We start from the raw sequence: 18,691 nt of genomic DNA, 5'->3' as shown, positions 1-18,691 counted from the left end.
TCACCTGTCGAGGTGACGTCGAGGCCCTGATTATCCTTGGGGCACCCCATCATTTCCGGCTCGATCTCCCCAATTGCGCGGACCAACTCCGTCATAAATGACCTCGACACAAGACCTGGACATCAGGCTGCCCTCGGCTTTCTCGGCGGCCTCCAGGATGCAGGGTGGCATGCCGGCCAGTGTCTTCAGGATGTTGTAGAGCTGGTATTGCCTGGCCGTGAATCCGAGGTCCGCCGCCAGTGCCGCCGTCAGCGCCGCAAAGTTCATCTTCAGGAAGGGTTTGCGGCGCAGCATGGCTTGTTCGACGTCGAACGCCAGCCGGTAATGCAAGCCCTGGTTCAGCCCTTCGCGCTCGACCAAGCGCATCAATGGATGCAAGCGCTCATCGGTGGAGTTCAGCGGCCGCCCATAGCCCAGGATGCGCCGCGTCTGCAGCTCGCGCTCGACGATGGTCTCGGCCGACAGGCCCTGCCGGTTCAGCTCGCCGGCCCGCAGGAAGAAGTCGATGGCCTGCAGGCCCGGACCACCGCCAAAAACCCCCGCCTCCGTGGCCGCGATGCCGGCCGACAGCCCGAGCACCGACGCGCTTCGTGCATTCGCCGCCAGCGCGGCCACACGGTTGTTCCACAGCCGCGTGTCCGGATAGCTGGTCAGCGTCCAGATGCCCTCCAGCACCCGCAGCGCAGCCGGCGCCATGCGCCGCCCGGTGATGCCGAACACGTAGAGGTCCATCCAGCCCACGTCGGCCAGGTCGCGGTGCAGGTCATGGCCGCGAAAGACCGCCCGCGTGCCCGGCCAGCACGCGCCCACACGCGTGTGCAACACGTCCGTCATGAGGCCCCCACGGCCTGACCCGGATCGTCTTCGAGCTGCACCGCCGGGAACGGGAAGCGCTTGTAGCCCAGCGCGCGCTGCTCCAGCGCATGGGCGGCCGCGCCGGGCAGGCGCAACAGCAGATGCAGCATCTCGCCTTGTTCCGCGTCGAAGCCCAGGTCGGCCAGCACGGCAGCGGCCACGCCCGTCATGGCCAGCGGCCGGCCGGCTGCGGCTTCGAGCGCGCCGCGGTGGGCGGCCAGCCAGCGCAGGCGCTCGGCCGGTGCATGCACGCACAGCCCGGACAGCGTCCGCAGCACGATGCCCGACGTTTGCACCGCCTGGCCGTCGAACCCTGCGGGGCGCTCTGCCGCCGGCCAGATGGACAGCGCCGGCTCGCCCGCCGATCGCATCCAGGCCTGCCAGGCGGGCACGTCAAGGCCGCACCGCTCCCAGCCGGTCAAGGCATCGAAGACGTCACGCGCGCCACCCTGCCGCCCGGCGCCCACGGCCAGCGCCGCCATCAGCGCGGCGGCCGCCGTCGCGCCGCCGGTGGCGCTGGCCATCGCCGCATGAACCGCCGGGTCGCGCGGCCCCGGGTTGGCCAGCGCCACGGCCAGGTCTTCGAGCAGCGCAGCCTGCCCGCTGGATGGCGCTTCGCCGCGGAAGAGCAAGAACAGCAGCTCCACCCAGCGGCAGTGCCCCAGCATGTCGCCAAAGACGTCGTAACCGTGGCAGCGCGCTACCCGCACGGCGAACGGATCGCCCGGCTCCGGCACCTCGTGCCAGATGCGTGTCTGCAACGAGGTCATCGCGCCGAACCCAGCGTCTTCATGCGCAGGTTCATCGGCGGCACCTCCTCGCCGTCGATGCGCACATCCAGCAACGTCGGTCCGCTGCGCGACTGCAGCGCGTCGAAGTCCAGCGCGTCGAGGTCCTGCGGCGTGTGGATGACATGACCCGGGATGCCCATGGCGACGGCCATCGCGGCGTAGTCCACCTTCGGCAGCTCGAAGCCGATGGGCTCGGCCCCGGCCAGGCGCTGGCCATGCTTGACCATGCCCAGCGCGCTGTCGTTCAGCACCACGTACAGCACGGTCAGCCCCAGCTCCGCCGCGACCGTGATCTCCTGGCCGTTCATCAGGTAGCTGCCGTCGCCGGTCAGGCACACGACCGGACAGCGGCGATTGGCCGCCGCGATCCCCACGGCCGAGCCGATGGCCCAGCCCATCGGCGCGAAGTTCATCGTCACCCGCAACCAGCAGGCCGCGCGACGGCGACGATTGCCCGCCATCGCCGCATCCGCGCCACCCGGCGCGCGGCCGCCCCGCTGATCGCACGGGGCCAGGTAGTGCACGGCCCAGACCGCACTGCTGCCCGCATCGGCGACGAAGCGCGTGCGGGGCGTGCAGCGGTCGCCGAGCGCAGCCAGCAACCGCTGCGGCTTCACCGGGCCGCTGTCCTGGTTCAGCATCTCGGGCTTGTCGACCATGGACTCCAGTGTCTTGCGCGACGCCTGCGGGTGCTGGAACGGCAGCAACTGCCCCGCGGGCGCCGCATCAGGCGGCGCCAGCAAGGCCAGGAGTTGCTCGCAGATCGTCTTGATGTGCCCTCGTACATGCAGTTTGGCCGTCGGCGTTCGCATCAGCCGCTCGTCGCTGTCGTCCACGTGCACGAGGCGGCTGTTCAACAGCGACTTGGACCAGCCACCGCTGTTGAGCTCGCCAAAACTCGTGCCGAGCGCCACGATGAGGTCAGGCTCGCCGGCCAGCAGCTCTGCCGCGCAGGCGTGGCCGCCAAAGCCAAACACACCACGAAAGCGCAGGTGCCGCGGGTTGATGAGACCCTTGCCGTCCGGCGTGGCGATGAAATGCCCGTCGCCCCATTGCACGATCTGCATGAGCTCGCTGATGGCCTCGCCACAGCCTTCGCCGATCACCCAGACCGGCCGGCGCGCCGAGCGCAGCAGCGTGGCGAGCTGCTGCACGGCCGGCAGGTCCACCAAGGCCGGCACGCTGCGCAGCAGGCCGGTGAAGTCCGGCATTTCCAGGTCGTCGGGCAAGGGCTGGCGCAGGATGTCCACCGGAATCGACAGGTGGCTGGGCCCGCCCGGCGCATGGCGCGCCTGCATGATGGCGTTGAACAGCTTGGTCGGCAGTTGCTCCGCGTGCGAGACCAGCGAGTTGTAGCGCGTGCAGGCGCTGAACATCGCCATCGTGTCGATCCCGGTGCAGCTGGATTCCTGCAAGGCGCCCCGGCCGAAGTTCCTGATCTGCGGCTGGCCGGTGATGACGAGCAGCGGCACGCCGTTGTCGTGCGCGCAAGCCACGCCCGTGATGAGATTCGTGGCGCCCGGCCCCGACGTCGCGATGCACACGCCGAGCTTGCCGGTCTCGCGCGCGTAGCCATCGGCCATGTACGCGGCGCCCTGCTCGTTGCGCGCCACCACGGCCTTCGGGCCGCCGCGGCGCCCGCTGCGCGCCAAGGCGTTGTAGAGCGGCTCGATGGCACCGCCCGGCACGCCGAAGACATAGTCCACGCCTAACGCCTCCAGCGCCAGGACGATGAGATCCGCCACATCCGCTGCTCGCTCGGGAGCGAGGTCGACGGCGGGAGCAAGGAGGGTGTTGTGTTCCACGATGAATGCCGGCGTAGGACGACGCAACCCAAGCAGCCCGACTGCCCATCACGACGTCTGGTGGATGGAAAGGCCCACAACGTGGGACCCGCATGTGGTCGCGGGCCATCTGCCCGTCGACGCTTCCCCGGATGCCCGGCGGCGAACGCCGTTCACGACGCCTCACCGAGCCTGCATGCCAATAGCAATCTCTCGATGTTCAAGACTGTATACAGCGGACGTCCGCAGCCAAAGCCGAGAAATAGTGAAAAAGACGACGGCGGGCCGACAACGCTGGCACACCAGCGGTGGCAGACCCGCCCCCTCCACGTCGACCGGACGGCGGCCAGCCCGATGCGACGTCGCGCAACAAGCTCAGTTCAAGCCGGCCTTGTCGAGCCCGAACATCTGATCCTTGGACCCCGGCGCCTGGCGGAAGGCGACGTTCAGGCGGTTCCAGCCGTTGATGGCGGCCACGCGCCAGGTCAGGTCGGACAGCTCGGCCTCGGAGAACTGCTCGCGCGCCGCGGCATAGGCGGCGTCGGTGATGCCTTCCGGCGCCAGCCGCGTCAACGCCTCCGCCCAGGCCAGCGCGGCGCGTTCCTTGGGTTCGAACAGCGGCGACTCCCGCCAGATGGCCACGTGGTGAAGCCGCAGCTCGCGCTCGCCGCGCAGCCGGGCCTGCTTGATGTGCATGTCCAGACAGAACGCGCAGGCGTTGAGCTGCGACGCACGGATGTCGACGAGCACGGCCAGCGCCTCGTCCATCTTGAAGGCCATGCTGAAGTCGAGGTACTTCTTGAACAGCTCGGCGCTGAGGCGGGTGTAGTCGAGGCGGGCGGAATGCGGGCTCATGTCGGTGGTCCTGGTTGCGGGCCGGCGGACACGCCGGCCTCAGCAACAAGACGGGAGAGCCCTGCGACTTGTGACGCGATGGCGGCCAGTTTGTCCGGGTTGCGCTGGATGTAGAGCGCGCCCAGCCGGCCCGCCGCAGCGGCGGGCGCCAGCGCCACGGTTTGCACCAAGTGGCCGCCGGCTTCGCCATCGACGATGAGCACACCGGGCAGGCCGTTCACCGTGGCCGGCACCAGGCGCCAGGCGGCGCTGCTGGGCATCTGCGCGAAGCCGATGAAGGTGCGCGCGATGAGGGCGCCGCCGTGCAGGGGGCGCGGCACGGCGCTGACCTTGCCGCCGCCGTCGGCCATCAGCACGGCGTCCTCCGCCAGCAACGCGGCCAGGCCCGTCACGTCGCGGCGGCGCACGGCGTCCATGAAGGCACCCACCAGCCGCTCGGCCTCGTCCTTTGCCACCTCGCGGCGCGCGTAGTCGGCCTTGACGTGCTTGCGGGCGCGGCTGATGAGCTGCCGGCAGGCCGCTTCGCCCCGGTCCAGGTGACGCGCGATCTCGTCGTAGTCGAGGTCGAAGACGTCGTGCAGCAGAAACGCCGCACGCTCCAACGGCGAGAGCCGCTCCAGCGCCAGCATGAAGGCGATGGACACGTCTTGCGCGAACTCGGCCTGCGTCTCGGGGCCGGGCGCCCAGCCGAGCATGGCCTCGTCGTCCAGCATGGGCTCGGGCAGCCACACGCCTACGTACTGCTCGCGCTGGTGCGCGGCGGAGCGCAGCTTGTCCAGGCACAGATTGGTCACCAGCCGCGACAGGAAGGCGCCCTGGTGATCGACACCCGCCTCGTCCACCCCGGCCCAGCGCAGCCAGGCCTCCTGCACGATGTCCTCGGCCTCGGCGCGCGAACCCAACATGCGGTAGGCCAACGCGCGCAGGCCGGCGGCATGCGTCTGGCTGAAACGGTGGGCGCGGGCGTTGGCGGCGTGGGGGTCGGTCATCGAGGGCATGTGGGGTGTCATCCCGGGCAGACGAGGCAGCCCCGCCGTTTGTGACATTCGCCAGCGCCGAGCATCACGTCAGTCCACGGCCGCGATCAGCGGCCCCAGGTCGTGCCAGCGATCGCGCCGCCCCAGCGCGGGCGCGTAGAGGCTGGACACCGCGCCATCGAGGTAGAGCGCGTCACGGCAGCCCAGCCCGTCGCGCAGGTAGCTGGCGAACTCATGCAGCGTGACCGGCCGCTCGCTGATCACGAAGACCGCCTCGCCACCCGACGCGCAAACGCCGTTGCGCACATAGCGCGACGCCGAGGTCGGCCGCAGCGCCGCGTGGATGACGCCGCCCTTGAGCAGCAACGGGCCGGACTGCGTGGCCAGGCGCACCCCGGTGCGCTGCGCCGGGTAGTCAGCGGCGTCGATGACCCGCGCCCCGCGGGCATCGACGAGGAACACGCCGTTGGGCTTCACGAAGAAGTTGCCCTGCCCGTCGTCCAGGTTCAGCGGCGACAGCTCCCGCCCCTCCACGACCAGCAGCCCGACGGGCCGGCCGTCGGCGTGGTACATGCCCGCATTCATGCCGAAGCTCAGCGTGCGGCCCTGCGACGACAGCCAGCTCGCCAGCCGGTCCAGGCGGCGCAGCGGCTGACCATGCTCGTCCTGCCAGAACAGGCGCAGCTTCACGGCGTCCACGCGCACGACGGTGAACCCGTCGTTGCCCGCTGCCCGGCAACCAAGGCTGGCGAGCAGCAACAGCAACGCGAGCCGCCGCCTCATCGCCGCAGCGGCTGCAGCAGCCCGCGCAAGTCGTTGTGGTCCAGCTCGTACATCAACGCCAGCAGGCGACCGATCTGCCCCTTGGGAAAGCCCTCCCGTGCGAACCAGCCCAGGTAGTTGCCAGGCAGGTCGGCCAGCAGCGTGCCCTGGTGCTTGCCAAAGGGCATCTCGGTGGTGACGAGCTTCAAAAGATCATCCGGGTTCATCGCGCCAGTGTGGCATTGACGCACTCTTGCGGCGCCGGCCGCGATTCTTGACGCGCCCTTGATGGCCCGCAACCTAGATTGGCGGCATCGCCACACCGCCGGGCAACGGCCCCGGACCGACCCTCATGAGATCCATCGCCATCCTGCAACACGAAGCGCATCAGGGCCCCGACTTCCTGGCGCAATGCCTTCAAGCGCAAGGATGGCGCACGCGCGTGCTGCGGCCCGACCAGGGCGATGCCGTGCCGCTCAACGCCCGCGACTTCGCCGGTCTGGTCGTGCTGGGCAGCGACCACAGCGTGCACGACCGTCTGTCGTGGATAGACGCCGAACGCAGGCTGCTGGCCGACGCGCTGGCGCACGACGTGCCCGTGCTGGGCCACTGCTTCGGCGCCCAGCAGCTGGCCGTGGCCGCGGGCGGCCGCGTGTGCCGCAACGCCTGGCCCAACATCGGCTGGAGCCGCGTCTGGGTCACGCCCGATGCCCGCGAGCTGTTCCTGGGCGCGACGGAGCTGCAGGTCTTCAACTGGCACTACGACACCTTCGCGCTGCCGCCCGGGGCGCGCCGCACCATGTACGGCACGCATTGCCTGAACAAGGGCTTCCGGCTCGGGCCGCACCTGGGTTTCCAGTGCCACATGGAGATCACCGAGGACGGCGTGCGCCGCTGGTGCGAGAGCGGTCGCGCCGAAATCGAAAGACACCCCGGCCCGGCCGTGCAAGGCTGGCAGGAGCTGCTGCGCGACCTGCCGCAGCGCGCGCAGCAGCTGCAACGCCATGCACGCGAGGCCTACCGCCGCTGGGGCGCTTCGCTGCCGCGCCCGCCGTTCATCGTGGCCGGCACCGTCTGAAGCGTCAGGTCTTGAGCCGATAGCCGACGCCGGCTTCCGTGACCAGCCACTGCGGCCGATTCGCATCCGCCTCCAGCTTCTTGCGCAGGTTGGCCATGTGCACGCGCACGTAGTGCACGTCCTCGGCATGACCCGGCCCCCAGACAGCCTTGAGCAGGTGCTGGTGCGTCAGCACGCGGCCGGGCTGGGTGGCCAGCTCCTGCAGCAGCCGGTATTCGATGGGCGTGAGGTGCAGCTCCTCGTCACCACGCTTCACCGTGCGCAGCGCCCGGTCCATGGCGATGTCGCCGAAGCGCAGCACGGGATCGGCCTCCTGGCCGCCCCGGCGGCGCAGTTGCACCCGCACGCGAGCCAGCAGCTCGGCCACACCGAAGGGCTTGACGAGATAGTCGTCGGCACCGGCGTCCAGCGCCTGCACCTTGCGCTCCTCGCCCTCGCGGGCCGACAGCACCAGCACCGGCGCCTGCGACCAGCCGCGGAACTCGCGGATGAAGTCCAGCCCATCACCGTCGGGCAGGCCCAGGTCCAGCACCACCAGCTCGGGCCGACGCGTGGCCGCGTCGATGAGGCCGCGCTGCAACGTCGCCGCCTCGAACACCTCCAGGCCCTCGCTCTCCAGCGCCATGCGCACGAACCGCCGGATCTCCGGCTCGTCCTCGATCATCAACACACGTGCGGCGCTCACTCTGCTCTCTCCTTCGGGGGCTGACCGAGCGGCAGTTCGATGCGGACGCAAGCGCCGCCGGTCGCCGCATTGTGGGCGCCGATACGCCCACCATGCGCCTCGACGATGGCCTTGCAGATGGCCAGCCCCAGGCCGACGCCGGGGGTTGCGCTCTCGCGGTCACCGCGCTCGAACTTGTCGAACAGCTTCTCCTCGCGGCCCACGGGCAAGCCCGGGCCGTTGTCGGCCACGTCGATCTCCACATGCCGCCCCGCCGTGCGCGCGGCAATGCGGATGGCGCCGCCGCCGTACTTGACGGCGTTCTCCAACAGGTTGACGAGCACACGCTCGATGAGCACCGCGTCCAGCTCCACCAGCGGCAGGTCTGCGGCCAGGTCCACGCTGACCTCGCGGCCGGCCAGCAGCTCGTCCATGCCCGCCAGCGCGCTGCCCACCACTTCCTGCAGCGGCAGCCAGTGACGGTTCAGCTGCACGGCGCCGGACTGCAGCCGCGCCATGTCCAGCAGGTTGCCCACCAGGGCGCTCATGCGCAGCGCCGAACGGCGCATCGCGTCCGCCACGTCGGTCTGCTGATCGCTCAGCGGCGTCAGCTTCAGCGCATCGGCCAGCCCCACCAGCACGGCCAGCGGCGTGCGCAGGTCATGCGACACCGCAGTCAGCAGCGAGTTGCGCAGCCGCTCCGACTCCATCTGCAACGTGCTGTGCTGCGCCACCTCGATGTAGTGGATGCGCTCCAGCGAGATCGCCAGCAACGCCGCACAGGTGTCCAGCAGCTCGCGCTCCTCGGGCGACCAGCGCCGCCCTCGGCCCTCCACGGCCAGCACGCCGCGCAGCCGCATCGGCGCGGTCAGCGGCAGCATCAGGCAGGGGCTGGCGGGCAGCGTGTCGGTGCCCTGCCCGGCCGCCTGGCCATGGTCGAAGGCCCATTGCGCAACACCCAGGTCCGGCTGCGCGCCGGTCATGCCCTGCATGGGCAGCACGGCCAGCACCTCGCGGCCCGGCGTGGCGCCTATCGGAGGCGCCAGCACCGCCGACGCCACACCGAACTCCGCCTGCAGGAAGCGCGACGCGATCTCCGCCACCTGCTCCGGCACCAGCGCCGCACCCAGGTCGCGCGACATCGCATACAGCCCGCGCACGCGGCGCTCGCGCTCCCGCGCTGCCCGCGCCTGCGCCTGCAGGCCGGCGGCGAGCTGGCCGATGACCAGGCCCACCAGCAGCAGCACGGCGAAGGTGACGATGTACTGCGCGTCGCCCACTGCGAACGACAGCCGCGGCTCGACAAAGAAAAAGTCAAAGGCCGCCACGCCCAGCAGCGCGGCCATCGCCGCCGGCGCGCGGCCGAAGCGCAGCGCCACGCCCACCACGTTGAGCAGGAAGAGCATGGCGATATTGGTGGGCGCCATGAAACCCAGCAGCGCGTAGGAGAGCGCGCTGGTCAGCGCCACACCCACGAGCGCGGCGGCATGGCCGCGCAGCGACGGCAGACCGCGCGGCGGGGGGGGCGTGCGCTCACGCGCCCCCATGGGCAGCGCGACCTGCAGCACGTCCATGTCGTCGGCCAGGCGGTTCAACGACTCGGCCAGCGAGGGCCGGCCTGGCCAGCGCCAGGCCCGCTCGCGCCGCCCGATGACCAGGCGCGACAGGTTGTGCTCGCGCGCATAACCCACCAGCGCTGCGGCCACCTCGGGCGCCGACAGCACGGCCGTGCGCGCGCCCAAGCTCTTGGCCAGCTCCAGCGTGCGCTGCACGCCCTGGCGCGCCGCATCACCGAGCGACTGGGCGGACTCGACATGCACCGCATGCCACTCCAGCCCCAGCTGCTGGGCCAGCCGCGCGGCGCTGCGCACGACCTTGTCGCACTGCCCGCCGGGGCCCACACAGGCCAGCAGCGACTCGCGGTTGGGCCACACCGCGCCAGCGCCCTGCTCGCGGCGCCAGGCCTGCATCTGGCCGTCGACGCGGTCCGCCGTGCGGCGCAGCGCCAGCTCGCGCAGCGCCAGCAGGTTGCCCTTGCGGAAAAAGTTCTGCGCGGCGCGCTCCGCCTGGGCGGGCAGGTAGACCTTGCCCTCCTTCAGCCGCTGCAGCAGCTCGTCTGGCGGCAAATCGACAACGACGACCTCGTCGGCCGCATCGAACACCTGGTCGGGCAGCGTCTCCCAGACGCGGATGCCGGTGATGCCCCCGACGACGTCATTCAGGCTTTCCAGATGCTGCACATTCAGCGTCGCCCACACCTCCACACCGGCCTCGCGCAGCTCCTGCGCGTCCTGCCAGCGCTTGGCATGCCGCGAGCCCGGCGCGTTGGAGTGCGCCAGCTCGTCGAGCAGCAGCACGCCGCCCGGCTCGGCCGCACCCCAGGCCAGCGCCGCATCGAGGTCGAACTCGCGCAGCGTCTGGCCGCGGTGGGCGATCTCCCGCAGTGGCAGGCGCGGCAGGTCGCGGGCAATGGCCTCGGTGTCGGCCCGCCCGTGCGTCTCCACCACGCCGACGCGCAGGCCGCGCCCCTGCCTCTGCGCCGCATGGGCGGCCGCCAGCATCGCGAAGGTCTTGCCGACGCCGGCATTGGCGCCGAAGAAGATCTTCAGCCGGCCACGCTTGGCTGCCGCTTCGTCGCGCTGGACTTTGGCCAGCAGTTCGTCTGGATCGGGTCTTGAGTCGGTCACAACCACTTGAGGCGCTTGAAGCGCCAATACAGCGCGCCGCTGACGAGCACGATCGCGCCCAGCGCCATCGGGTAGCCATAGGCCCACTTCAGCTCGGGCATGGCCTCGAAGTTCATGCCCCAGATGCCGGCCAGCGCGGTGGACGCGGCGAAGATCGCCGCCCAGGCCGCCAGCCGCTTGGTGACGAGGGATTCGTCGATGGTGACCAGCGTCAGGTTCACCTGCGTGGCGGCGATGATGGTTTCACGTGCGGCATCGATGCTGGCCTGGATGCGCACCAGGTGGTCATACACATCGCGGAAGTAGTCCTGCATCGTCTTGCAGGCCGCCGGCACGCGGCCACCGTGCAGCTTGGACGCCACCTCCAGCGCCGGCGTCACGGCGTGGCGCAACGTGGCCAGGCGCTGCTTCAGGCCGAACAGGCGCTGCACCACGTCCTGCCGGTCGGGGCGCGGCTGGAACATGGTGGCCTCCAGCTGCTCCAGCTCCGCCTCGATGGCGTCGATGAGCGGGAAATAGCGGTCCACGACGGCATCCATCAACGCGTAGAACACAAAGCCCGGCCCCTGCCGCAGCAGTTCGGGCTCGCGCTCGGCACGGTCGCGCACGCCCAGAAACCCCTGCGCGCTGCGAAGCCGCACCGACACGATGAAGCGTGCGCCGACAAACACGTGCACCTCGCCCACCTCCAGGCCCTCGGGGCCCTGCTCCAGCAGATGCATGGTGGCGAACAGCATGTCGCCGTATTCCTCCAGCTTGGGCCGCTGTTCGCCCTTGCGGGCGTCTTCCACGGCCAGGGGCGGCAGCGCCAGCTCGTGCTGCAGCCGGTACAACTCATCATCGGTGGGGTCGCGCAGCGCGATCCAGACAAAACCGGTCTGCGTGGCCTCCAGCGCCTCGGACACGGCGTCCAGCGCGGGCTCGGCCACCATGCGGCCATCGTCGTAAACGGCACTGTTGATCAGCATGCGGGCGTCAGGTGGGGCGGGAGGAACATCGGTTGATCCTCGCACGAGCGCGGCGTCTTTGCTGCCACCCCAACACCCACCACACCGCCGCCAACGGCAGCGCGATCGTGCTCAACGCGAGCAGCGCGTACAGCCAGTCCACCTCGGCACCTCACTGGCTGGCTTCGAGCGCGAGATTGAGCTGCAGCACGTTCACACGCGGCTCACCGACGAAGCCCAGCCAGCGGCCCTCGGTGTGCTGCGCCACGAGCGCCTGCACCTGGGCCACCGGCAGGCCGCGCACGCGGGCCACCCGGGCGACCTGGTAATCGGCCGCGGCGCGGCTGATGTGCGGGTCCAGGCCGCTGGCTGAGGTGGTCACCAGGTCCACGGGCACGGGCGCGCTGTTGTCGGGGTCAGCGGCACGCAGCGCCTCGACCCGGGCCTTCACGGCGTCGACCAGCGCAGGCGCCGTGGGCGCCAGGTTGGAGCCGGCCGAGTTGGCCGCGTTGTTGGGCATGGGCCCCGTGGCGGACGGGCGGCTCCAGAAGTGGCCGGGGTCGCCGAAGCGCTGGCCGATCAACGCCGAGCCGACGGTCTTGCCGTCATGCACGACGAGGCTGCCGTTGGCCTGCCGCGGGAACACCGTCTGCGCGACGCCGGTGACGACCAGCGGGTAGGCCAGGCCCGTGACGAGGCTGAGCGCGACGAACAGCGTCAGCGCGGGGCGCCACAGCGGCACGTCGGTCGTGCCGGTCGAGGTGGCCGGGGTTGCAAGCGTGGTGGTCATGACGAAACTCCTGTTCAGAACGTCTTCTTCAGGCCCAGCACCAAGCCGGTCTTGCCGAGGAACTTGGCGCCGGCAGCGCTGGTGTACGCGGCCTTCTCGGCATCGGTGCCGACGACGGCGCCGCTGACGACCAGGCCGGAGAAGTCCTTGGCCAGCGTCAGCGAGTAGTCGGTGTACGAGGCTGCGGCGTTGCGCCTCACCGTCTGGTGGCCGACATGGGGGGTCAGCGTCATGCCGTCGCCCAAGTCGACGTTGGCCGCGAGGTCGAAGTAGCCCGAGCCCTTGCTGTCGGCGATGCCGAACAGGTTGGTCGTGCTGTGCGAATACTTGGCCGTGACGGGGCCGACGCTGACGGCGGCGTAGGCTTCCAGCGTGTCGGGGCTGATGCCCAGCTCGTGGCTGGGGTAAACGTACTGCAGCAGGCCGACGTCCAGCACCAGGCCCTTGGCGACCTCGGCCTTGTAGCCACCGTAGACGTCGATCTCGACATCGGCGTCGCCGCCGGCGTCCTTGATCCACTTGATGGTGGAGCCCCAGGCGCCAGCGTAGAAGCCGCTGGGGGCTGCGTAGTCGATACCGCCTTGCAGCGCAGGCTTGAGGCGGGTCTGGGAGATGCCGCGGTAGCGGTAGTCGCTGACGGCGCCGACGTTGAAGGTCAACGGGCTGGCTTCCTGCGCAAAGGCGGGAACAGCGGCGGCGATGGCAAGAACAGAAACGGCGAGAGTTTTCTTCATGGGAATGTCTGGATGCGCGCTCAGGCCAGGCCCAGCGCGACGAGGATGAGGTCGATGGCCTTGATGCCGATGAACGGGACGATGACGCCGCCCAGGCCGTAGACCAGCAGGTTGCGGCGCAGCAGCGCGGCGGCGCCGATGGCGCGGTAGCGCACGCCCTTGAGCGCCAGCGGGATCAGCACGACGATGATCAACGCGTTGAAGATGACGGCGGAGAGGATGGCCGAGTTGGGGCTTTGCAGCCGCATGACGTTCAGCGCGGCCAGCTGCGGGTAGGTCGACACGAACGCCGCCGGCAGCACGGCGAAGTACTTGGCCAGGTCGTTGGCGATGGAGAACGTCGTCAGCGAGCCGCGCGTCATCAGCATCTGCTTGCCGGTCTCGACGACCTCGATGAGCTTGGTCGGGTTGCTGTCGAGGTCCACCATGTTGCCGGCCTCCTTGGCAGCCTGCGTACCGGTGTTCATCGCGACGGCGACGTCGGCCTGGGCCAGCGCCGGCGCGTCGTTGGTGCCGTCGCCGGTCATCGCGACGAGCCTGCCCTGGCTCTGGTGCTCGCGGATCAGCGCCAGCTTGGCCTCGGGCGTGGCTTCGGCCAGGAAGTCATCGACGCCGGCCTCGGCCGCGATGGCCGCGGCCGTCAGGCGGTTGTCACCGGTGACCATGACGGTCTTGATGCCCATGCGGCGCAGTTGCGCGAAGCGCTCCTTGATGCCGGGCTTGACGATGTCCTTCAGCTCGACGACGCCCAGCACCTGCGTGCCATCCACCACCACCAGCGGCGTGCTGCCACGGCGCGCGGCTTCATCGACGCTGGCCTGCACGCCGGCGGGCCAGCGGCCGTGCAAGGCCTCGACATGCGCACGCACGGCACTGCCAGCGCCCTTGCGGATGACGCGCGCCCCCAGGTCCACGCCGCTCATGCGCGTCTGCGCCGTGAAGGGCACGAACACGCCACGCTCGGCGACCGCGGGGGTGGCGCCGAACTTGCGGTCGGCGAGTGCCACGATGCTGCGGCCCTCGGGCGTCTCGTCGGCCAGCGAGGCCAGGCGCGCCGCGTCGGCCAGCTGAGCCTCGCTGACGCCGTCCAGCGGCCAGAACGCATCGGCCTGGCGGTTGCCCAGCGTGATGGTGCCGGTCTTGTCGAGCAGCAGCACGTCCACGTCGCCGGCCGCCTCGACGGCGCGACCGGAGGTGGCGATGACGTTGGCCTGCAGCATGCGGCTCATGCCCGCCACGCCCACGGCCGACAGCAGGCCGGCGATGGTCGTCGGGATCAGGCACACCAGCAGCGCGACGAGCACGACCAGGCTCACCGGCGTGCCCGCGCCGGCCACGGCCACGCTGAACTGCGAGAACGGCAGCAGCGTGGCGCAGACACCCAGGAACACCAGCGTCAGCGCGACGAGCAGGATGGTCAGCGCGATCTCGTTGGGCGTGCGCTTGCGCTGCGCGCCCTCCACCATCGCGATCATGCGGTCGACGAAGGTCTCGCCGGGGTTGACGGCCACGCGGGCGATGAGCCAGTCAGACAGCACGCGCGTGCCGCCGGTCAGCGCCGAGAAATCACCACCGCTCTCGCGGATGACCGGCGCCGATTCACCGGTGATGGCGCTTTCGTCCACCGAGGCGACGCCATCGATGACTTCGGCGTCAGCCGGCACTACGTCGCCGGCTTCGATGAGCACCACCTCACCCTTGCGCAGCGTGCCGGCCTCGCGCGGATGCCACTTCAGGCCGTCACGCGCGGTGCCGGGCTTCCAGTCGTCGGCGACCTTGGCCCAGGTCTCCTTCTTCAGGCCGCGCAGCGACGCGGCCTGCGCCTTGCTGCGGCCTTCGGCCAGCGCCTCGGCAAAGTTGGCGAACAGCACGGTGAACCACAGCCACACCGTCACCGAGATGACGAAGCCGTCGGGTTGGGCCATGGACAGGGCCGTCGTCAGCAGGCTGCCCAGGTAGACGACGAACATCACCGGGTTGCGCGCTTGAGTGCGCGGGTCCAGCTTGGTGAACGACTCGACCAGGGCCTGGCGGGCCAGTGCCGGGTCGAAGAGGGAGAAACCAGCGCGTGTCATTGAGCGCTCCACAGGATCAGGTGCTCGACGACCGGGCCGAGAGCCAGGGCGGGCACATAGTTCAGAAGGCCGACCAGCAGCACCACGCCGATCAGTAGCGCGACGAACAGCGGGCCGTGCGTGGGCAGCGTGCCCTCGCCTGCCGCGATGCGCTTCTTGCCCGCGAAGGAGCCAGCCATGGCGAGCACGGGCAGGATGACGCCGAAGCGGCCAATCCACATGACCAAGCCCAGCAGCAGGTTGTAGAAGGGCGTGTTGGCGGAGAGGCCGGCGAAGGCGCTGCCGTTGTTGTTGCCGGCAGACGAGAGCGCGTACAGCACCTCGCTGAAACCGTGCGCGCCCGGGGCGGCGATGCCGGCGTGGCCGCCCTCGGTGGCCACGGCGATGGCCGTGCCGACAAGCACCGCCAGCGGCGTGAGCAGGATGGCCAGCGAGACCATCTTCATCTCATGCGCTTCGATCTTCTTGCCGAGGTACTCGGGCGTGCGGCCGATCATCAGCCCGGCCACGAACACGGCCAGGATGGCGAACACCAGCATGCCGTAGAGGCCCGCGCCGACGCCGCCGAACACCACCTCGCCCAGCTGCATCATGACCATGGGCACCAGGCCACCCAGCGGCGTGAAGCTGTCGTGCATCGCGTTGACCGCGCCGCAGCTGGCGGCCGTCGTGATGACGGCGAACAGCGATGAGGCCTCGATGCCGAAGCGCACGTCCTTGCCTTCCATGTTGCCGCCTGACTGGGCCACGCTCTGCGCGGCGTCCACGCCCAGCGCCGCCAGCCGCGGGTTGCCGGCCTGCTCGGCACCGGTGGCGATGACGACGGCGACGACGAACATCGCCGTCATCGCGCCCAGGATGGCCCAGCCCTGGCGCATGTCACCCACCTGGCGGCCCATGACGAAACACAGCGCCGCCGGGATCAGGAAGATCGCCAGCATCTGCAGTGCGTTGGTCGCGGCCGTCGGGTTCTCGAACGGATGGGCCGAGTTGGCGTTGAAGAAGCCCCCGCCGTTGGTGCCCAGCATCTTGATGGCCAGCTGCGACGCGACCGGGCCGACGGCGATGGTCTGCGTCTGGCCCGTCTTGTCTTCCATGACGGGCTGGCCGTCGGCGCCCTTGAGCGGCTGGCCGGTGGCGTCGAGCTTAGGCTCCTGCCAGGTCTGCGCCTCGATGGTGGTCACGTCCTGGTAGGGCTTGAAGGTCTGCACGACGCCCATGCCGGCCAGCACGATGGCGAACACCAGCGACAGCGGCAGCAGCACCCACAATGTGGCGCGGGTCAGGTCGGCCCAGATGTTGCCGATGGCGCGCGAGCTGTGACGGGCGAAGCCGCGCAGCAGCGCGACGACGACGGCGATGCCCGTGGCCGCAGACAGGAAGTTCTGTACCGTCAGCGCGAGCATCTGCGTCAGATAGCTCATCGTCGACTCGCCGCCGTAGCCCTGCCAGTTCGTGTTGGTGACGAAGCTGATGGCAGTGTTGAACGCCGAGTCGGGTGACACCGCACCCAGCCCCTGGGGATTGAAGGGCAGCAGCGCCTGCAGCCGCTGCAGCGCGTAGACCGCCAGCACGCCCAGGCCATTGAAGATCAACAGACCGAGGGCATAACGCAGCCATCCCTGCTCGGCGTCGGCATTGACGCCGGCCAGCCGCAGCAGGCCGCCCTCGATGCGGCGCAGCCCCTCGATGCGGCCTTCCATGACGGCATGGATCCAGCGCGCCAGCGGCCAGGCAAGCACCAGCAGCACGACGAGGAAGGCGATGAGTTGCATCCAGGCGGAACTGTTCATGACAGATCCTCCGGGAACAGCAGCGCCCAGAACAGATAACCCACCAGCCCGACGACGAGAACGGTGGCGGCGAGTTCGAAGCCGTTCATGACTTCCTCCTCGTGGCACTGTTCGCCCCCAAGGCTGGCTGAGCGCCAGCCTGCCCCCCGAGGGGGATCAGCGGCCTTGGGGCGGCCCGGCGGCCGCTGAGCTTGTCGCAGCCCCAGGCCGCGAGGCCGGTCACGAGCGCGAGGGCTGCGCCGAGACCGAGATAAACGATGTCCATGACACCTCCAAAAACATGGATGCCATTCTGGAAATCGCGCCGTCAAACCGCCGACAAGATCGCGGCGGGCGGCATCAAGAACGTATCAAGACCGCGGCCCGGCGCTCTCTAGAATCCGCCCATGCCCTTGTTCGGTTCACCCAGCCGCCGCCGGTTGCTGGCCTGGGGCCTGGCCCAGGCGCCGGCCGCGCTCGCCGCGAGCCCACCGGCGGTGCCCCTGTACATCGGCACCGGCCCGCCCTCGGACCGCACGCCCCAGATGCTGGACTGGGTGGGCCGCAAGGCCGATCTGCGCTGGCACTACCAGCCCACGCCGTGGCTGCGCGCGCAGGAGCTGGCAGCCGCCGGCGAAGGCGTCATGTACGGGCTCGCCCGCACGCGTGAGCGGGAACGGGTGCTGCTCTTCAGCCAACCCGTCTGGTCCAACTTCACCTGGGCCGTCGTGCCCAAGGAACGCCAGCACGAGATCCGCCGCTACGCCGACCTGGCGGGCCAGCCGGTGTGCTGGGCGCGCGGGTCGGCCTATGGCGATCTGTTCACGGCAGCAGGCCTGGGCCGCATGCTCTTTCGCGAGGCAGCCGACGACGGCGGCGCGCTGCGCATGGTGGGCTCGCGACGTTGCGTGGCGGCGCTGCTCACCCTGGAAACCGCTCAGGCCGCGCAGGCGATCAGGCATCCGGCGCTGGCCAGCCTGAAGGAGCTCGACCTGGCGCTGGTGCCACAGCCGATGACCTCGGTGGCCCTGCATTTCGCGACGGCCCACGACGGCCGCTGGAGGTGGGTCATCGACAGGCTCAACCGCGTCATCGCGCGCCATGGGCCGGAGCTGGAGCGCCAGCGCGAAGGCTGACGCTTCAACCCCGCGTCAACCCAGCGTCAACTGGGTCAGGTCGATGCCGCGCTCCCGCGCGATCGCCTCCAGCACGGGCAACAGCGGCCCCAGCTTCTCGTCGAGCGCATCGCGCACGGTGTCCACGACGACCTGCGTGCTGCGGTCGATCTCCAGATGGATGGCGTCACCCACGACCTTGTCGGCGAAGGTCGTCATGCGCAGCGTCTCGGGGATGAGCCAGACCTCGAACCAGCCCGAACCGTCGCGCGCGCGCTGCGACTCGGCCACCGTCAGGCTGCAGCCGTTGACGCCGATGTAGCCTTTGGGGAAGACATAGCGCATCCACGGCGCCGGCACGGCGAAGCGGATGACGTGGTTGTTGTCGGGCTTGCGGATCTCCGCGATGCTGGCCGACACATCGACATGCCCCGACACCGGGTGGCCACCGATCTCGGCGCCATCCTTGGCCGCCCGCTCCACATTGAGCCCAGAGCCGACCTGCAGGCCGCCCAGCGTCGTCAGCTTCAGCGTCTGCGCCATCACGTCGAACAGCGCCACATCCGGCGCGGGCCGCTCGGTGACCGTGAGGCACACGCCGTCACAGGACACGCTGGCGCCGATGGCCAGCTCGCCGTCGAAACCGGCCGGCAGCTTCAACGCCAGCGTGTGCAGCCCCTCGCGGGCCTCGATCGATTCGACGCGGGCGACGCCCTGGACGATGCCTGTGAACATGATGAAAAAAGGCCCCGGGGTGGGGCCGTTTTGATGGATGCCGCCAGCTTACCAGCTGACCCGCAGACCA

18 protein-coding genes are annotated in these 18,691 nt (G+C 70.0%); 2 read left to right on the top strand and 16 right to left on the bottom strand.

Features of this window, described 5'->3' with window-relative positions; genetic code table 11:
- Positions 1–30: 30 nt before the first annotated feature.
- From ACG00X_RS14305 to ACG00X_RS14275, 7 genes are all read right to left on the bottom strand, one after another.
- Complete coding sequence (locus ACG00X_RS14305) at positions 31–834, bottom strand: citrate synthase family protein (protein ID WP_394488864.1); 804 nt, start codon at positions 832–834, stop codon at positions 31–33.
- Positions 831–1,625, bottom strand: a complete 795-nt coding sequence (locus ACG00X_RS14300; RefSeq protein WP_394488863.1) for a citrate synthase family protein — start codon at positions 1,623–1,625, stop codon at positions 831–833. The genes ACG00X_RS14305 and ACG00X_RS14300 overlap by 4 nt, the downstream gene beginning before the upstream one ends.
- Positions 1,622–3,451 (bottom strand): thiamine pyrophosphate-binding protein, encoded by a 1,830-nt coding sequence (locus ACG00X_RS14295; RefSeq protein ID WP_394488862.1) that lies wholly within the window; start codon positions 3,449–3,451, stop codon positions 1,622–1,624. The genes ACG00X_RS14300 and ACG00X_RS14295 overlap by 4 nt, the downstream gene beginning before the upstream one ends.
- A 354-nt stretch (positions 3,452–3,805) precedes the next feature.
- Positions 3,806–4,285: a carboxymuconolactone decarboxylase family protein gene (locus tag ACG00X_RS14290; RefSeq protein ID WP_394488861.1), complete on the bottom strand. Its 480-nt coding sequence runs from the start codon at positions 4,283–4,285 to the stop codon at positions 3,806–3,808.
- Positions 4,282–5,274 carry an RNA polymerase sigma factor SigJ gene (sigJ, locus tag ACG00X_RS14285; protein ID WP_394488860.1) on the bottom strand — a complete coding sequence of 331 codons (993 nt, stop codon included), beginning with the start codon at positions 5,272–5,274 and terminating at the stop codon, positions 4,282–4,284. Before sigJ ends, ACG00X_RS14290 begins: the two co-directional genes overlap by 4 nt.
- A gap of 78 nt (positions 5,275–5,352) precedes the next feature.
- A complete protein-coding gene (locus ACG00X_RS14280; RefSeq protein WP_394488859.1) occupies positions 5,353–6,045 on the bottom strand; it encodes a phosphodiester glycosidase family protein in 693 nt (230 codons plus the stop codon).
- Positions 6,042–6,251 (bottom strand): DUF3820 family protein, encoded by a 210-nt coding sequence (locus ACG00X_RS14275; RefSeq protein WP_394488858.1) that lies wholly within the window; start codon positions 6,249–6,251, stop codon positions 6,042–6,044. Before ACG00X_RS14275 ends, ACG00X_RS14280 begins: the two co-directional genes overlap by 4 nt.
- Before the next feature lie 125 nt (positions 6,252–6,376).
- Here ACG00X_RS14275 and ACG00X_RS14270 point away from each other — a divergent pair, with 125 nt between their 5' ends.
- Positions 6,377–7,102, top strand: a complete 726-nt coding sequence (locus ACG00X_RS14270; protein WP_394488857.1) for a type 1 glutamine amidotransferase — start codon at positions 6,377–6,379, stop codon at positions 7,100–7,102.
- Positions 7,103–7,106: 4 nt separating this feature from the next.
- Here ACG00X_RS14270 and ACG00X_RS14265 read toward each other — a convergent pair whose 3' ends face one another.
- From ACG00X_RS14265 to kdpF, 8 genes are all read right to left on the bottom strand, one after another.
- The gene (locus tag ACG00X_RS14265) at positions 7,107–7,766 is read right to left on the bottom strand and encodes a response regulator (protein ID WP_394488971.1); all 660 of its coding nucleotides are present in this window, start codon (positions 7,764–7,766) and stop codon (positions 7,107–7,109) included.
- Positions 7,767–7,783: 17 nt separating this feature from the next.
- Positions 7,784–10,453, bottom strand: coding sequence for a DUF4118 domain-containing protein (locus ACG00X_RS14260; protein WP_394488856.1), 2,670 nt, complete (start codon positions 10,451–10,453; stop codon positions 7,784–7,786).
- Complete coding sequence (gene corA / locus ACG00X_RS14255; protein WP_394488855.1) at positions 10,450–11,421, bottom strand: magnesium/cobalt transporter CorA; 972 nt, start codon at positions 11,419–11,421, stop codon at positions 10,450–10,452. The genes ACG00X_RS14260 and corA overlap by 4 nt, the downstream gene beginning before the upstream one ends.
- A gap of 151 nt (positions 11,422–11,572) precedes the next feature.
- On the bottom strand, positions 11,573–12,190 hold the full coding sequence (gene kdpC / locus ACG00X_RS14250) for a potassium-transporting ATPase subunit KdpC (protein WP_394488854.1): 618 nt from the start codon (positions 12,188–12,190) through the stop codon (positions 11,573–11,575).
- Between the two features lie 14 nt (positions 12,191–12,204).
- Positions 12,205–12,924: a TorF family putative porin gene (locus tag ACG00X_RS14245; RefSeq protein WP_394488853.1), complete on the bottom strand. Its 720-nt coding sequence runs from the start codon at positions 12,922–12,924 to the stop codon at positions 12,205–12,207.
- 20 nt (positions 12,925–12,944) lie between these two features.
- On the bottom strand, positions 12,945–14,999 hold the full coding sequence (kdpB, locus tag ACG00X_RS14240; protein WP_394488852.1) for a potassium-transporting ATPase subunit KdpB: 2,055 nt from the start codon (positions 14,997–14,999) through the stop codon (positions 12,945–12,947).
- A complete protein-coding gene (gene kdpA, locus ACG00X_RS14235; protein ID WP_394488851.1) occupies positions 14,996–16,792 on the bottom strand; it encodes a potassium-transporting ATPase subunit KdpA in 1,797 nt (598 codons plus the stop codon). Before kdpA ends, kdpB begins: the two co-directional genes overlap by 4 nt.
- Positions 16,789–16,881, bottom strand: coding sequence for a K(+)-transporting ATPase subunit F (kdpF, locus tag ACG00X_RS14230; protein WP_394488850.1), 93 nt, complete (start codon positions 16,879–16,881; stop codon positions 16,789–16,791). Before kdpF ends, kdpA begins: the two co-directional genes overlap by 4 nt.
- 297 nt (positions 16,882–17,178) lie before the next feature.
- Here kdpF and ACG00X_RS14225 point away from each other — a divergent pair, with 297 nt between their 5' ends.
- Positions 17,179–17,907: a substrate-binding periplasmic protein gene (locus ACG00X_RS14225; protein WP_394488849.1), complete on the top strand. Its 729-nt coding sequence runs from the start codon at positions 17,179–17,181 to the stop codon at positions 17,905–17,907.
- A 15-nt stretch (positions 17,908–17,922) separates the two neighbouring features.
- On the opposite strand, the gene ACG00X_RS14220 is transcribed toward ACG00X_RS14225, so the two are convergent.
- Positions 17,923–18,621: a riboflavin synthase subunit alpha gene (locus ACG00X_RS14220; RefSeq protein WP_394488848.1), complete on the bottom strand. Its 699-nt coding sequence runs from the start codon at positions 18,619–18,621 to the stop codon at positions 17,923–17,925.
- Positions 18,622–18,691 lie beyond the last annotated feature (70 nt).

The organism is Pelomonas nitida (genome assembly GCF_043555975.1).
Lineage (GTDB): Bacteria > Pseudomonadota > Gammaproteobacteria > Burkholderiales > Burkholderiaceae_C > Pelomonas > Pelomonas nitida.
The sequence above is the reverse complement of the archived record's forward strand: the minus strand, read 5'-3'. Positions and strand labels throughout refer to the sequence as shown.

Excerpts from the sequence above, each read along its gene's own strand:
- kdpF (WP_394488850.1), bottom strand. The coding sequence starts at position 16,881 with ATGAACGGCTTCGAACTCGCCGCCACCGTTCTCGTCGTCGGGCTGGTG.
- ACG00X_RS14280 (WP_394488859.1), bottom strand. The coding sequence starts at position 6,045 with ATGAGGCGGCGGCTCGCGTTGCTGTTGCTGCTCGCCAGCCTTGGTTGC.
- ACG00X_RS14305 (WP_394488864.1), bottom strand. The coding sequence starts at position 834 with ATGACGGACGTGTTGCACACGCGTGTGGGCGCGTGCTGGCCGGGCACG.
- corA (WP_394488855.1), bottom strand. The coding sequence starts at position 11,421 with ATGCTGATCAACAGTGCCGTTTACGACGATGGCCGCATGGTGGCCGAG.
- ACG00X_RS14220 (WP_394488848.1), bottom strand. The coding sequence starts at position 18,621 with ATGTTCACAGGCATCGTCCAGGGCGTCGCCCGCGTCGAATCGATCGAG.
- kdpA (WP_394488851.1), bottom strand. The coding sequence starts at position 16,792 with ATGAACAGTTCCGCCTGGATGCAACTCATCGCCTTCCTCGTCGTGCTG.
- ACG00X_RS14270 (WP_394488857.1), top strand. The coding sequence starts at position 6,377 with ATGAGATCCATCGCCATCCTGCAACACGAAGCGCATCAGGGCCCCGAC.
- kdpC (WP_394488854.1), bottom strand. The coding sequence starts at position 12,190 with ATGACCACCACGCTTGCAACCCCGGCCACCTCGACCGGCACGACCGAC.
- kdpB (WP_394488852.1), bottom strand. The coding sequence starts at position 14,999 with ATGACACGCGCTGGTTTCTCCCTCTTCGACCCGGCACTGGCCCGCCAG.
- ACG00X_RS14275 (WP_394488858.1), bottom strand. The coding sequence starts at position 6,251 with ATGAACCCGGATGATCTTTTGAAGCTCGTCACCACCGAGATGCCCTTT.
- ACG00X_RS14290 (WP_394488861.1), bottom strand. The coding sequence starts at position 4,285 with ATGAGCCCGCATTCCGCCCGCCTCGACTACACCCGCCTCAGCGCCGAG.
- ACG00X_RS14245 (WP_394488853.1), bottom strand. The coding sequence starts at position 12,924 with ATGAAGAAAACTCTCGCCGTTTCTGTTCTTGCCATCGCCGCCGCTGTT.
- ACG00X_RS14300 (WP_394488863.1), bottom strand. The coding sequence starts at position 1,625 with ATGACCTCGTTGCAGACACGCATCTGGCACGAGGTGCCGGAGCCGGGC.
- sigJ (WP_394488860.1), bottom strand. The coding sequence starts at position 5,274 with ATGACCGACCCCCACGCCGCCAACGCCCGCGCCCACCGTTTCAGCCAG.
- ACG00X_RS14225 (WP_394488849.1), top strand. The coding sequence starts at position 17,179 with ATGCCCTTGTTCGGTTCACCCAGCCGCCGCCGGTTGCTGGCCTGGGGC.
- ACG00X_RS14265 (WP_394488971.1), bottom strand. The coding sequence starts at position 7,766 with ATGATCGAGGACGAGCCGGAGATCCGGCGGTTCGTGCGCATGGCGCTG.